The sequence below is a fragment of the Citrobacter sp. wls714 genome (assembly GCF_005281025.1).
GTDB lineage: Bacteria > Pseudomonadota > Gammaproteobacteria > Enterobacterales > Enterobacteriaceae > Citrobacter > Citrobacter werkmanii.
The window spans coordinates 59,802-74,134 of the sequence record NZ_SZWZ01000027.1; the positions used below are offsets into that span (position 1 = coordinate 59,802).

General features: G+C 53.1%; 14 protein-coding genes. 11 read left to right on the forward strand and 3 right to left on the reverse strand.

Annotated elements, in window-relative coordinates:
* The gene (gene rhtB / locus FDX11_RS04795) at positions 1 to 621 is read right to left on the reverse strand and encodes a homoserine/homoserine lactone efflux protein (protein ID WP_042313996.1); all 621 of its coding nucleotides are present in this window, start codon (positions 619 to 621) and stop codon (positions 1 to 3) included.
* A gap of 110 nt (positions 622 to 731) precedes the next feature.
* Between rhtB and pldB the strand changes: the two genes are divergently transcribed.
* From pldB to FDX11_RS04810, 3 genes are all read left to right on the forward strand, one after another.
* Complete coding sequence (gene pldB, locus FDX11_RS04800) at positions 732 to 1,748, forward strand: lysophospholipase L2 (RefSeq protein WP_137397565.1); 1,017 nt, start codon at positions 732 to 734, stop codon at positions 1,746 to 1,748.
* Between the two features lie 15 nt (positions 1,749 to 1,763).
* Positions 1,764 to 2,564 (forward strand): sugar/pyridoxal phosphate phosphatase YigL, encoded by an 801-nt coding sequence (gene yigL, locus FDX11_RS04805; RefSeq protein ID WP_137397566.1) that lies wholly within the window; start codon positions 1,764 to 1,766, stop codon positions 2,562 to 2,564.
* A gap of 80 nt (positions 2,565 to 2,644) precedes the next feature.
* The gene (locus FDX11_RS04810) at positions 2,645 to 3,544 is read left to right on the forward strand and encodes a carboxylate/amino acid/amine transporter (RefSeq protein WP_042313989.1); all 900 of its coding nucleotides are present in this window, start codon (positions 2,645 to 2,647) and stop codon (positions 3,542 to 3,544) included.
* On the opposite strand, the gene metR is transcribed toward FDX11_RS04810, so the two are convergent.
* Positions 3,432 to 4,385 (reverse strand): HTH-type transcriptional regulator MetR, encoded by a 954-nt coding sequence (gene metR, locus FDX11_RS04815; RefSeq protein WP_038634477.1) that lies wholly within the window; start codon positions 4,383 to 4,385, stop codon positions 3,432 to 3,434. The genes FDX11_RS04810 and metR overlap by 113 nt on opposite strands.
* A 235-nt stretch (positions 4,386 to 4,620) precedes the next feature.
* Here metR and metE point away from each other — a divergent pair, with 235 nt between their 5' ends.
* Complete coding sequence (metE, locus tag FDX11_RS04820) at positions 4,621 to 6,882, forward strand: 5-methyltetrahydropteroyltriglutamate--homocysteine S-methyltransferase (protein WP_137397567.1); 2,262 nt, start codon at positions 4,621 to 4,623, stop codon at positions 6,880 to 6,882.
* Between the two features lie 54 nt (positions 6,883 to 6,936).
* Here the strand turns inward: metE and FDX11_RS04825 are convergent, their stop codons facing one another.
* Positions 6,937 to 7,743, reverse strand: a complete 807-nt coding sequence (locus tag FDX11_RS04825) for a dienelactone hydrolase family protein (protein WP_137397568.1) — start codon at positions 7,741 to 7,743, stop codon at positions 6,937 to 6,939.
* 265 nt (positions 7,744 to 8,008) lie between these two features.
* On the opposite strand from FDX11_RS04825, the gene udp reads away from it, so the two are divergent.
* The 7 genes from udp (at position 8,009) to tatB (ending at position 14,332) form a co-directional block, all read left to right on the forward strand.
* Positions 8,009 to 8,770: a uridine phosphorylase gene (udp, locus tag FDX11_RS04830; RefSeq protein ID WP_003828923.1), complete on the forward strand. Its 762-nt coding sequence runs from the start codon at positions 8,009 to 8,011 to the stop codon at positions 8,768 to 8,770.
* 140 nt (positions 8,771 to 8,910) lie between these two features.
* Positions 8,911 to 10,341 (forward strand): DNA recombination protein RmuC, encoded by a 1,431-nt coding sequence (gene rmuC, locus FDX11_RS04835; RefSeq protein ID WP_137365750.1) that lies wholly within the window; start codon positions 8,911 to 8,913, stop codon positions 10,339 to 10,341.
* Between the two features lie 94 nt (positions 10,342 to 10,435).
* The gene (gene ubiE, locus FDX11_RS04840) at positions 10,436 to 11,191 is read left to right on the forward strand and encodes a bifunctional demethylmenaquinone methyltransferase/2-methoxy-6-polyprenyl-1,4-benzoquinol methylase UbiE (RefSeq protein WP_003017897.1); all 756 of its coding nucleotides are present in this window, start codon (positions 10,436 to 10,438) and stop codon (positions 11,189 to 11,191) included.
* A 13-nt stretch (positions 11,192 to 11,204) separates the two neighbouring features.
* The gene (ubiJ, locus tag FDX11_RS04845) at positions 11,205 to 11,810 is read left to right on the forward strand and encodes a ubiquinone biosynthesis protein UbiJ (protein ID WP_137397569.1); all 606 of its coding nucleotides are present in this window, start codon (positions 11,205 to 11,207) and stop codon (positions 11,808 to 11,810) included.
* A complete protein-coding gene (gene ubiB, locus FDX11_RS04850) occupies positions 11,807 to 13,447 on the forward strand; it encodes a ubiquinone biosynthesis regulatory protein kinase UbiB (RefSeq protein ID WP_006686088.1) in 1,641 nt (546 codons plus the stop codon). Before ubiJ ends, ubiB begins: the two co-directional genes overlap by 4 nt.
* Positions 13,448 to 13,525: 78 nt before the next feature.
* Complete coding sequence (gene tatA, locus FDX11_RS04855) at positions 13,526 to 13,780, forward strand: Sec-independent protein translocase subunit TatA (protein ID WP_003017888.1); 255 nt, start codon at positions 13,526 to 13,528, stop codon at positions 13,778 to 13,780.
* A gap of 3 nt (positions 13,781 to 13,783) precedes the next feature.
* Complete coding sequence (gene tatB / locus FDX11_RS04860) at positions 13,784 to 14,332, forward strand: Sec-independent protein translocase protein TatB (RefSeq protein WP_042313975.1); 549 nt, start codon at positions 13,784 to 13,786, stop codon at positions 14,330 to 14,332.
* Position 14,333: the final 1 nt, after the last annotated feature.

Here is a 14,333-nt window from a genome sequence, read left to right on the forward strand (position 1 = left end):
TCAGGCATGCCTTGCCGACGCCAGCAGGGCGCCTATCAGCATAAACAGTGAACCAAACACTTTGTTCAGCGCTTTCATTTGCTTTGGCCCCTTAATCCAGCCAGCAATGCGCGTAGCCAGCGTCGCGTAACCGATCATCACAATAATATCGACCACGATGGTCGTGACGCCAAGCACCACATACTGCATCACCTGCGGTTCCTGTGGCAAGATAAACTGCGGGAACAGGGCGGCAAGAAAAACAATGCTCTTGGGGTTGGTCAGATTTACAAAGACCGCGCGTTTGAACAGTCGGCTGCGCGATTGCGTATTCGCCATGGTGTTCAGATCGATAGCGCCCGCTGCGCGCCATTGTTGGATCCCCAGCCAAATCAGGTACGCCGCACCCGCCCACTTCAGCACTTCAAACGCGATCGCTGAACGTGAAAATAGCGTTCCCAGCCCTACGCCAACCAAAACGATATGAATGCCCAGCCCGGTCTGTAGACCTGCAATCGACGCGCTGGCACCACGATAACCGTGGCTGATGGCGGTGGTCATGGTGTTGATTGCGCCAGAGCCTGGAGACAAGCTCAAAATAATAGAGGTCAACAGGTAGGCGAACCACCATTCAAAGGTCATGAGAAACTCCCGGATTGTCTATTTTTATGCCACAATACGCTACTGTCGGTACGTTGTATCTGACATGGCAAAAAAAACGATTTTACTTGGTCAACGAGGCTGGATACCCGATGTTTCAGCAGCAAAAAGACTGGGAAACAAGAGAAAACGCGTTTGCTGCTTTTTCCATGGGACCACTGACAGACTTCTGGCGTCAGCGGGAAGAGGCGGAATTTACGGGCGTAGATAATGTTCCCGTACGCTTTGTTCGTTTTCACGCAGAGAAAAACGATCGTGTCATCGTCGTCTGTCCTGGACGCATTGAAAGCTATGTGAAATACGCTGAACTGGCGTATGACCTGTTTCATTCTGGTTTTGACGTTCTCATTATCGATCACCGTGGCCAGGGGCGTTCCGGGCGTATGCTTTCGGACCCGCATCGCGGTCATGTGAATAACTTTAATGACTATGTCGACGATTTAACCGCTTTCTGGCAGCAGGAAGTGTTACCCGGTCCGTGGAGAAAACGCTATATACTGGCGCATTCTATGGGCGGGGCGATTGCCACGTTGTTCCTGCAGCGTCATCCGAATCAGTGTGATGCCATTGCGCTTTGCGCGCCGATGTTTGGTATTGTGATGCGCTTTCCCGACTGGATGGTGCGTCAAATTCTGGACTGGGCTGAAGGGCATCCACGGATCCGCGAGGGCTATGCAATGGGGACCGGACGCTGGCGGGCGCTGCCATTCGGGATGAATGCGGTAACCCACAGTCGACAGCGCTATCGGCGCAATCTACGCTTCTATGCCGATGAACCTCGGCTGCGCGTGGGCGGTCCCACCTACCACTGGGTACGTGAAGGGATTCTGGCGGGTGAACAGGTCCTGGCCGGGGCGGGGGATGACGCGACGCCAACATTACTGATTCAGGCTGAAGAAGAGCGTTTGGTGGATAACCGTATGCACGATCGCTTTTGTGAACTCCGCGCCGCAGCGGGCCATCCTGTAGAGGGAGGTCAGCCGCTTGTCATTAAAGGCGCGTACCATGAGATCCTTTTTGAAAAGGACGCAATGCGCTCAGTCGCGCTTAACGCTATTGTCGAATTTTTCGACAAGCATAACTCATCCAGCGGAACCCGCTTTGCCTAGAGGTTTAATTTTCTTATGTATCAGGTTGTTGCGTCTGATTTAGACGGTACGCTGCTTTCCCCCGACCATACGTTGTCCCCTTATGCCAAAGAGACACTGAAATTATTGACCGCACGTGGCGTTAATTTCGTCTTTGCGACTGGCCGTCATCATGTTGATGTGGGGCAAATTCGCGATAACCTCGGCATTAAAACCTACATGATCACATCCAACGGTGCGCGTGTGCACGATTCTGCCGGGAACCTGGTGTTTACCCATAACCTGGATCGCGACATTGCCAGCGACCTGTTTGGTGTGGTGAATGCAAACCCGGACATCGTGACCAACGTTTATCGTGATGATGAATGGTTTATGAATCGTCATCGTCCGGACGAAATGCGCTTCTTTAAAGAAGCGGTATTTAACTATTCTCTGTTTGAACCTGCGCTACTGGAGCCTGAAGGCGTCAGCAAAGTGTTTTTTACCACCGATTCTCATGAAAGGCTACTGCCGCTGGAGCAGGCGATTAACGCTCGCTGGGGCGATCGCGTCAACGTCAGCTTCTCTACGCTTACCTGTCTGGAAGTGATGGCTGGCGGCGTGTCGAAAGGTCATGCGCTGGAAGCGGTGGCGAAAGCGATGGGCTACAGCCTGAAAGACTGTATCGCTTTCGGTGACGGGATGAACGATGCGGAAATGCTCTCCATGGCTGGCAAAGGCTGCATCATGGGCAACGCGCACCAGCGCCTGAAAGATCTTCATCCGGAACTGGACGTGATTGGACTCAACGCCGATGATGCCGTGCCGCACTATCTGCGTAAGCTCTTTTTGCAGTAACGCCATCGTTCGTTAGTTGACCAGTTGTCAACTAAAAACTTCGCTACAATGGGTGTACCTTTTGTTAAGAGACATCCATTGTGGCGTTACTCATCATTACCACAATTCTGTGGGCCTTTTCCTTTAGCCTGTTTGGCGAGTACCTTGCCGGTCATGTCGATAGCTATTTTGCGGTGCTGGTGCGCGTTGGGTTGGCGGCGCTGGTGTTCCTACCATTTTTACGTACCCGTGGGCACAGCGTAAAAACGATCGCGCTGTATATGCTGGTAGGGGCCATGCAGCTTGGCATTATGTATATGCTGAGTTTTCACGCCTATCTGTACCTGACGGTTTCAGAGCTGCTGCTCTTTACCGTACTAACGCCGCTCTACATTACGCTAATTTATGACCTGATGAGCGGACGTCGTCTGCGCTGGAGCTACGCCTTCAGTGCATTGCTGGCGGTGATCGGTGCGGGGATCATTCGTTACGACCAGGTGACCAGCCACTTCTGGACCGGCCTGCTGTTGGTACAGCTATCCAATATCAGCTTTGCCATTGGTATGGTGGGCTACAAGCGTCTGATGGAAACACGGCCAATGCCGCAGCACAACGCCTTTGCCTGGTTTTACATGGGGGCATTTATGGTGGCGATAGTGGCCTGGTTCATGCTGGGTAATGCGCAGAAAATACCTGCAACCACGCTACAGTGGGGCATCCTGGTGTTTCTTGGCGTGGCGGCGTCCGGCATTGGTTACTTTATGTGGAACTACGGCGCGACTCAGGTGGATGCGGGTACGCTGGGCATCATGAACAATATGCATGTGCCGGCCGGGCTGTTGGTTAACCTGGCTATCTGGCATCAACAGCCTCACTGGCCGAGCTTCATCATTGGTGCGGCTGTGATAGTGGCCTCACTGTGGGTACATCGAAAGTGGGTCGTTCCGCACTCCGTACAAACGGCAGGTGATCGCAGGCGTGATTCCGCGCTGAGCGAATAAACGCTTCCGTGACCGGTTGTCGCTGCTCGCCATCGCGCACGGCGGCGTACAGTCGGCTCCACAATCCATCACCCAGGGTTTTGGTTACCACCAGGCCCTGGCGCTCAAAACTCTCCACTACCCAGTGTGGTAAAGCCGCGATACCCATTTTAGCTGCAACCATCTGAATCAGCAGCAAGGTGTTATCCACACTCTTCAGCGACGGGCTAACGCCCGCAGGTTGCAGGAAATGCCGCCAGACATCCAGCCGACTCCGTTGTACCGGATAAATAAGCAGCGTCTCGCTGGCTAAATCCTCCGGGGTGATTTGGGTTTTGCTGGCCAGCGGATGGTCCGGCGCCAGGACCAGGCGTACTTCAAAATCAAACATCGGCGAGTAGTGCAATCCGCTGCGCGGCAGAATGTCGGAGGTCAGCACCAGATCCAATTCATCCTGCTGTAGCGCAGGTTGCGGATCGAACGTCACGCCGGATTTAAAGTCCATTTCCACCTGCGGCCAGTTGGCACGAAAATTCTCCAGCGCGGGCGTCAGCCATTGGATACAGCTGTGGCATTCAATCGCGATGCGTAGCCGGGTTTGCTGCGGTTCGTTGCAGGCCTGTAGCGCGCGACCGATTTGCGGCAACACCTGGTTTGCCAGCTGCAGCAAAATTTCGCCCTGCGGCGTAAAGCGCAGAGGCTGACTTTTACGGATAAAAAGACGAAAGCCGAGGCGTTGCTCCAGATCGCTGAACTGGTGAGAAAGGGCGGATTGGGTCTGATGCAACGTCGCCGCTGCGGCTGCCAGCGAACCACTATTCCGCAACGCCTGGAGCGTTTTCAGGTGTTTAATCTCGATCATGAAAGTCCTTCACTTCGGCATGAACAAATTGCGCTTGAGGAATATACAGTAACCGCCAATTATGGATGTGTAAACATCTGGATGGCTAAAATCCTTCGTCTTTTAAATTTATGGTGCGTTGGCTTCGTTTCCTCACCCCAGTCACTTACTTCAGTAAGCTCCTGGGGATGAGCAAACTTGCCGCCTTCCCTAAATTCAAAATCCATAGGATTTACATATAATTAGAGGAAGAAAAATGACAATATTGAATCACACCCTCGGTTTCCCTCGCGTTGGCCTGCGTCGCGAGTTGAAGAAAGCGCAAGAAAGCTACTGGGCGGGAAATTCTTCCCGTGAAGAATTGCTGGCCGTTGGCCGCGAGCTGCGCGCCCGCCACTGGGATCAGCAGAAGCAGGCGGGCATTGACCTGCTGCCGGTGGGCGATTTTGCCTGGTACGATCACGTGCTAACCACCAGCCTGCTGCTCGGCAACGTTCCGGCGCGTCATCAAAATAAAGACGGCTCGGTTGATATCGATACTTTATTCCGTATTGGCCGTGGTCGCGCCCCGACGGGTGAGCCAGCGGCGGCGGCAGAAATGACCAAATGGTTTAATACCAACTATCACTACATGGTGCCGGAATTCACCAAAGGTAAGCAGTTCAAACTGACCTGGACCCAACTGCTGGATGAAGTGGACGAAGCGCTGGCGCTCGGCCACAAGGTGAAGCCTGTGCTGCTTGGGCCGGTAACTTACCTGTGGCTGGGTAAAGTGAAGGGCGAACAGTTTGACCGCCTGAGCCTGTTGAACGATATTCTGCCGGTTTACCAGCAGGTGCTGGCTGAGTTGGCGAAACGCGGTATTGAGTGGGTACAGATTGATGAACCCGCGCTGGTACTGGAGCTGCCGCAGGTTTGGCTGAACGCCTTCAAACCCGCGTATGATGCGCTGGCAGGGCAGGTAAAATTACTGCTGACCACCTACTTCGAAGGCGTAACGCCAAACCTGGATACCATTACCGCGCTGCCGGTGCAGGGTCTGCATGTTGATTTTGTTCATGGCAAAGATGACGTTGCCGAGCTGCACCAACGTCTGCCTGCCGACTGGCTGCTGTCAGCCGGTTTGGTAAACGGTCGTAACGTCTGGCGCGCCGATCTCAGCGAAAAATATGCGCAAATCAAAGATATCGTCGGCAAACGTGATCTGTGGGTGGCTTCTTCCTGCTCTCTGCTGCACAGCCCAATCGATCTCAGCGTGGAAACCCGCCTTGATGTGGAAGTGAAGAGCTGGTTTGCCTTCGCGCTGCAAAAATGCGGCGAGCTGGCGCTGCTGCGCGATGCGTTGAACAGCGGCGATACGGCGGCAATTGTGGAATGGAGCGCACCGATCCAGGCGCGTCGTCACTCTACCCGCGTACACAACGCCACAGTGGAAAAACGTCTGGCGGCGATCACCGCCCAGGACAGCCAACGCGCCAACGCTTACCCGGTTCGCGCTGAAGCACAGCGTGCCCGTTTTAATCTGCCGGCATGGCCGACCACGACTATCGGATCATTCCCGCAAACCACCGAAATTCGCGGCCTGCGTCTGGACTTCAAAAAAGGCAATCTTGATGCTGCCCACTATCGCACTGGTATTGCGGAGCATATCAAACAGGCGATTGTTGAGCAGGAACGTCTGGGGCTCGATGTACTGGTGCACGGTGAAGCCGAGCGTAACGACATGGTCGAGTACTTTGGCGAACACCTGGACGGTTTCGTCTTTACCCAAAACGGTTGGGTGCAGAGTTACGGCTCTCGCTGCGTGAAGCCGCCGGTGGTGATTGGCGATGTCAGCCGCCCGGAAGCGATCACCGTGGAGTGGGCGAAGTACGCGCAGTCGCTGACCGACAAACCGGTAAAAGGCATGCTGACGGGTCCGGTGACCATTCTCTGCTGGTCATTCCCGCGTGAAGACGTGACGCGTGAAACCATCGCGAAGCAGATTGCGTTGGCGTTGCGTGATGAAGTGGCGGATCTGGAAGCGGCGGGCATCGGTATTATTCAGATTGATGAGCCGGCGCTGCGCGAAGGTCTGCCGCTACGTCGCAGTGATTGGGCGGCGTATCTGGCGTGGGGGGTAGAAGCCTTCCGCATTAACGCGGCAGTGGCGAAGGATGAAACCCAGATCCATACCCACATGTGTTACTGCGAGTTCAATGACATCATGGACTCCATTGCGGCGCTGGACGCGGACGTGATCACCATTGAGACCTCACGCTCGGATATGGAGCTGCTGGAATCGTTTGAGGAGTTCGACTATCCGAACGAAATCGGGCCGGGCGTATACGATATTCACTCGCCGAACGTCCCAAGCGTGGAGTGGATTGAGGCTCTGCTGAAGAAGGCCGAGCAGCGTATTCCGGCTGAGCGTCTGTGGGTGAACCCGGACTGCGGCCTGAAAACCCGCGGCTGGCCGGAAACCCGTGCCGCGCTGGCTAACATGGTCAAAGCAGCGCAGAATCTGCGTCAGGCGTAAAAATAAAACGGAGGCGTTAGCCTCCGTTTTGATGATCGGTTTGCCTGGCGATACTTACTTCTTCTCGCCGTATTGCGCGAACCACTCCAGCATTCTCTGCCAGCCGTCTTTGGCCGACTCTTCGTGGTAGCTCGGGCGGTAATCGGCATTAAATGCATGCCCGGCATCGGGATAAACCACAATTTCCGCTTTAGCATTGGCGGCGCGTAGCGCCTGACGCATCGTTTCGACGGTATCCTGTGGGATACTGGTGTCCTGACCACCATAAAGTCCCAGGACGGGGGCGTTAAGATCGGTGGCGATATCAACGGGATGTTTCGGCGAGTTGAGGGTCTTATCACCCACCAGTTTGCCATACCACGCTACCGCTGCTTTTAACTGCGGATTGTGTGCGGCATACAGCCAGGTGATGCGTCCACCCCAGCAAAAACCTGTGATCATTAATCGGTGAGCGTCACCGCCGTTGCGGGAGGCCCAACTGGCGACGTGGTCCAGGTCGGCCAGTACCTGAGAGTCAGGCACTTTGGCGACAAGGCCGCTGAGCAGCGTGGGGATATCGGCAAAGTCATTGGGATCGCCTTCGCGGAAGTAGAGCTCTGGTGCAATAGCCAGATATCCTTCCAGGGCCAGACGGCGGCAAACATCACGAATGTGTTCATGAATGCCAAAAATCTCCTGCACGACAATAACCACGGGCAGGGGGCCATCGGTCTGTTTTGGTCGCGCGTGATACGCTGGCATATCATCGCCCTGTGAAGGTATGGACGTTACACCGGCGATAATTGCGTTATCCGGTGTGTGAACCGTGGTAGACGTCGGTGGAGATACAGCAGGTGCAAAGCCAGATTGTTGTGTCGTCATGGTATTCTCCGTACCCTTAAATATTCAGCCAAAAAGCGCATTATTAACTATAGACATATGCAACGTACCACATTGCCTTAAACGGTCTATCTTTTGTGCAAGGTGTCCTTACATCACGCCGTTTATGTGATATTCGTCACTGTTTCATGGTAATCGAATGCAATTGATTTACATCATGGTGATGTCTGTCACGAAAATTTGTTTATGCCTTCGGTAAAGTGTGTTTTTGCTTCTTCTGACAAAACCGATTCACAGAGGAGTTTTTATGTCTAAGTCTGATGTTTTTCATCTCGGCCTCACTAAGAACGATTTACAAGGGGCTACGCTTGCCATCGTCCCTGGCGACCCGGAGCGTGTGGAAAAGATCGCCGCGCTGATGGATAAGCCGGTTAAGCTGGCATCCCATCGCGAGTTCACGACCTGGCGTGCTGAGCTGGATGGTAAAGCCGTGATCGTTTGCTCTACCGGTATCGGCGGCCCGTCCACCTCTATTGCTGTAGAAGAACTGGCGCAACTGGGCATTCGTACCTTCCTGCGTATCGGTACGACTGGCGCAATTCAGCCGCATATCAATGTGGGTGATGTGCTGGTCACCACTGCGTCTGTCCGTTTGGATGGCGCAAGCCTGCACTTCGCGCCAATGGAATTCCCGGCCGTTGCTGACTTCGAGTGCACCACTGCGCTGGTGGAAGCGGCGAAATCTATCGGTGCGACTACCCACGTGGGCGTCACCGCGTCTTCTGACACCTTCTACCCGGGCCAGGAGCGTTATGACACCTTCTCTGGTCGCGTAGTGAGCCGTTTCAAAGGCTCAATGGAAGAGTGGCAGTCCATGGGCGTCATGAACTACGAAATGGAATCCGCAACGTTGCTGACCATGTGCGCAAGCCAGGGCCTGCGTGCCGGTATGGTTGCTGGCGTTATCGTGAACCGTACTCAGCAAGAGATTCCTAATGCGGAAACGATGAAACAAACGGAAAGCCACGCGGTGAAAATCGTGGTGGAAGCTGCCCGCCGTTTACTGTAATTCTCCCGTCTGTTCAAAAAGGCCGACGCGTTCGGCCTTTTTATTTTGCGTAGTGCCTCGCAGGAAATTCCTTTTAAACTGGACGTTTATACAGCACAATTCTATTTTGTGCGGGTAAGCCGTTGCTGTAAGGGGGCGTTGTGGATATTACAATTATGATGAGTGCCGTGTTGGCATTAGCCGCAGGGCTGCTGGTGGGGTGGCTGGCGACAAAAGCGCGGGCCGATCAGATCCGTGCCGACCTCATCGAAGAGCGACGTGAACTGGATATTGCGTTAAGCGCTGCCCGCCAACAACTCGCACAGGAAGCCCACTGGCGCGACGAGTGCGAACTACTCAATAACGAATTACGCAGCCTGCACAGCATCAACACCTCTCTGGAAGCCGATCTCCGTGAAGTCACTACCCGGCTGGAAGCGACGCAGCAGCATGCGGAAGATAAAATCCGCCAGATGATCAACAGCGAACAACGCCTGAGTGAACAGTTTGAAAACCTGGCGAATCGCATTTTTGAGCACAGCAACCGCCGCGTAGATGAGCAAAACCGTCAAAGTCTGAACAGCCTGCTGACACCGCTTCGCGAACAACTGGACGGTTTTCGACGTCAGGTTCAGGATAGCTTCGGTAAAGAGGCGCAAGAGCGCCATACCCTGGCGCACGAAATTCGTAATCTCCAGCAACTTAACGCGCAGATGGCGCAGGAAGCGGTAAACCTGACGCGGGCCTTAAAAGGCGATAATAAAACGCAGGGTAACTGGGGTGAGGTGGTACTGACGCGGGTACTTGAAGCCTCCGGTCTGCGTGAAGGTTATGAATACGAAACCCAGGTTAGCATTGAAAACGATGCCCGTTCGCGAATGCAACCCGATGTCATTGTCCGGCTACCGCAGGGTAAAGATGTGGTAATCGACGCAAAAATGACGTTGGTTGCCTATGAGCGCTATTTTAACGCGGAAGATGAATATACCCGCGAGACTGCGTTGCAGGAACATATCGCCTCGGTGCGAAACCATATTCGTCTGTTGGGTCGTAAAGATTATCAACAGCTTCCCGGGCTGCGTTCGCTTGACTATGTGCTGATGTTTATTCCCGTCGAGCCCGCTTTTTTGCTGGCGCTGGACAGACAACCCGAACTGATAACCGAGGCGCTTAAAAATAACATTATGCTGGTCAGTCCTACCACGTTGTTAGTGGCATTGCGCACGATCGCCAACCTGTGGCGCTACGAGCATCAGAGCCGTAATGCGCAACAAATTGCCGATCGGGCCAGCAAACTTTATGACAAGATGCGCTTGTTTGTGGATGATATGTCGGCGATTGGCCAAAGTCTGGATAAAGCCCAGGACAACTACCGACAAGCGATGAAAAAGCTCTCTTCGGGCCGTGGGAACGTCCTGTCACAGGCAGAAGCGTTTCGCAGTTTAGGTGTGGAAATTAAGCGTGAGATAAATCCTGAGCTGGCTGAACAAGCCACTACGCAGGATGAAGAGTACCGCTTGCGCGCGGTCCCTGAGACGCAACAGGATGAGCCTTACCCTGATGATGAAGCAGTAAATCAGCAATCAAACTAGTCCGTTTGGGGTAGTTGAACCCAGTAGAAGGGTAGGGCAAATTGGCCCAATCTGTTACACTTCTTGAACATTTTTTGAATGAGCAGGCACTGAGATGGTGGATAATTCACAAGAAACGACGCACTTTGGCTTTCAGACCGTCGCTAAAGAGCAGAAAGCTGACATGGTGGCCCACGTTTTTCATTCTGTGGCCTCGAAATATGACGTTATGAATGACTTAATGTCATTTGGCATTCATCGTTTGTGGAAGCGCTTCACCATTGATTGCAGTGGCGTGCGTCGCGGTCAAACCGTTCTGGATTTGGCAGGCGGTACGGGCGACCTGACGGCGAAATTCTCTCGCATGGTGGGTGAAACCGGTAAAGTCGTACTGGCGGATATCAATGACTCAATGCTCAAAATGGGTCGCGAAAAGCTGCGTAATATCGGCGTAGTGGGTAACGTTGAGTACGTTCAGGCGAACGCGGAAGCACTGCCTTTCCCTGACAACACGTTTGACTGCATTACCATTTCTTTCGGTCTGCGCAACGTAACGGATAAAGACAAAGCTTTACGATCCATGTATCGCGTGTTGAAGCCGGGCGGACGTTTACTGGTGCTGGAGTTCTCCAAACCGATTATCGAACCGCTGAGCAAGGCCTACGATGCTTATTCTTTCCATGTTCTGCCGCGCATAGGTTCCATGGTCGCAAGCGATGCGGACAGTTACCGCTATTTGGCGGAGTCCATTCGCATGCATCCCGATCAGGACACGCTAAAAGCAATGATGCAAGATGCCGGGTTCGAAAGCGTTGATTACTACAACCTGACGGCTGGTGTCGTTGCGCTGCATCGTGGTTACAAGTTCTGACAGGAGATTGGGGATGCCTTTAAAACCCTTAGTGACCGCAGGCGTTGAAAATCTGCTCAATACCTTTCTGTATCGTTCTCCTGCGCTGAAGTCAGCCAGAACACGTTTACAGAGCAAGGTGCTGCGTGTTGATCTTAAAGGATTTTCAACACCTTTAGTCCTGGTGTTTAGTGAGCGCCAGGTCGATGTGCTGGGGGCATGGGAAGGCGAAGCCGATTGCACAGTAATCACACATGCCAGCGTGTTGCCGAAATTACGCGACCGCCAGCAACTTACCACGCTTATTCGCAGCGGTGAGCTGGAAGTTCAGGGTGATATCCAGGTGGTGCAGAATTTTGTGGCTCTGGCCGATCTGGCTGAGTTTGATCCCGCAGAATTGTTAGCGCCCTATACCGGCGATATCGTCGCGGAGGGGGTCAGCAAAGTCTTGCGTGGTGGCGCGAAGTTCTTGCGCCATAACATTCAGCGCCAGCAGCGCTATGTAGCCGAAGCGATCACCGAAGAGTGGCGTATGGCTCCCGGTCCGCTTGAGGTTGCATGGTTTGCAGAAGAAACGGCAGCCATTGAACGCGCGGTCGAATCTCTGGCCAAACGGCTGGAAAAACTGGAGGCCCAATGACGCCAGGTGAAGTACGGCGCCTTTATTTCATCATTCGCACTTTTTTAAGCTACGGTCTTGATGAACTCATCCCCAAAATGCGTATTACGCTGCCGCTTCGGTTGTGGCGTTACTCGTTGTTCTGGATGCCCAATCAGCATAAAGACAAACCGCTGGGAGAAAGGCTGAGACTGGCTTTACAGGAACTCGGCCCGGTGTGGATTAAATTTGGGCAAATGCTCTCCACTCGCCGTGACCTTTTCCCACCGCACATCGCCGATCAGCTTGCGCTATTGCAGGATCGCGTTGCCCCATTCGATGGGCAGCGAGCGAAAGAACAAATCGAAGAAGCCATGGGCGGGCTGCCCGTCGAGGAGTGGTTTGATGATTTTGAGATCACGCCGCTGGCATCTGCGTCTATTGCCCAGGTCCATACCGCGCGATTGAAATCCAATGGTAAAGAGGTGGTGATCAAAGTTATCCGCCCGGACATACTTCCGGTGATTAAAGCGGATTTAAAACTGATCTACCGCCTTGCGCGCTGGGTTCCTCGCCTGCTGCCGGATGGCCGTCGCCTGCGACCAACAGAAGTGGTCCGCGAGTATGAAAAAACGTTGATTGATGAGCTGAACCTGCTTCGCGAATCGGCGAACGCAATTCAGCTGCGACGTAATTTTGAAGATAGCCCGATGCTGTACATCCCGGAAGTGTATTCCGACTATTGCAGTCAGAACATGATGGTGATGGAGCGCATATATGGTATCCCCGTATCGGATGTCGCAACGCTTGAGAAGAATGGCACCAACATGAAGTTGTTGGCTGAACGCGGTGTGCAGGTCTTCTTTACTCAGGTCTTTCGCGATAGTTTTTTCCATGCGGACATGCATCCTGGGAATATTTTCGTCAGTTATGAGCACCCTGAAAACCCGAAGTACATTGGTATTGATTGCGGGATTGTGGGTTCTTTAAATAAAGAAGATAAGCGCTATCTGGCTGAAAACTTCATCGCGTTCTTTAACCGAGACTACCGCAAAGTTGCCGAATTGCACGTGGATTCAGGTTGGGTTCCGCCCGATACCAACGTTGAAGAGTTTGAATTCGCCATTCGTACCGTGTGCGAACCGATATTCGAAAAACCGCTGGCGGAGATTTCCTTTGGTCACGTGCTGTTGAATCTGTTTAACACCGCGCGTCGATTCAACATGGAAGTCCAGCCCCAACTGGTTTTGCTCCAGAAGACGCTGCTGTATGTTGAAGGTGTCGGACGACAGCTCTACCCACAGTTAGATTTGTGGAAAACGGCTAAGCCGTTTCTCGAATCCTGGATTAAAGATCAGGTCGGTATTCCGGCGCTCGTCAGGGCATTTAAAGAAAAAGCCCCGTTCTGGGTCGAAAAAATGCCAGAAATACCTGAACTGGTGTATGACAGTTTGCGCCAGGGCAAATATTTACAGCACAGTGTTGATAAGATTGCCCGCGAGCTTCACGCTAATCATGTGCGTCAGGGACAATCCCGTTATTTATTGGGCATTGGCGCAACATTGTTGCTAAGTGGAACATTCCTGCTGGTAAGCCGTCCTGAGTGGGGGCTTATGCCAGGCTGGTTAATGGCGGGAGGCGTCATAGCCTGGCTAATCGGCTGGCGCAAAATGCGCTGAATTTTTCATCGCCCAAGGCAGGCCGTGTAACGTATACTACGGCCTTATTAATTCATCATCTATGACAGAGGAACATGTATGGGTGGTATCAGTATTTGGCAGTTGTTGATCATTGCCGTCATCGTTGTACTGCTATTTGGCACCAAGAAACTCGGCTCCATCGGTTCCGATCTTGGCGCGTCTATTAAAGGCTTCAAAAAAGCGATGGGTGATGATGAACCTAAGCAAGATAAAACCAGCCAGGATGCTGATTTTACTGCTAAATCCATCACCGATAAGCAGGGCGAAGTGAAAAAGGAAGACGCCAAAAGCCAAGATAAAGAGCAGGTATAATCCGTGTTTGATATCGGTTTTAGCGAGCTGTTATTGGTGTTCGTTATCGGCCTCATTGTCCTGGGGCCGCAGCGTTTACCCGTAGCGGTAAAAACGGTTGCTGGCTGGGTTCGCGCTTTGCGTTCCCTTGCGACTACTGTTCAGAACGAACTGACCCAGGAGCTTAAGCTTCAGGAATTCCAGGACAGCCTGAAGAAAGTAGAAAAAGCGAGCCTGACAAATCTGACCCCGGAGCTGAAAGCATCAATGGATGAGCTGCGTGAAGCGGCGGAGTCGATGAAGCGTTCTTATAGCGTGCACGATCCTGAGAAAGCTAGCGATGAAGCGCACACTATCCATAATCCGGTGGTGAAAGACGGTGAAGCACAGCGAGAAGGGGTCACCCCAGCTGCCGCTGAAAACCAGGCCAGTTCGCCGGAGCAAAAACCGGAATCCACGGGTGCTAAAAAGCCAGAGCCGACGGAAAACGCTTCCGCCACGTTGATGGATGCAGAAAAGAAAGCTGCCGCACCTGTTGTCGAATCCTCCCCCTCGTCGAGTGATAAACCGTAAA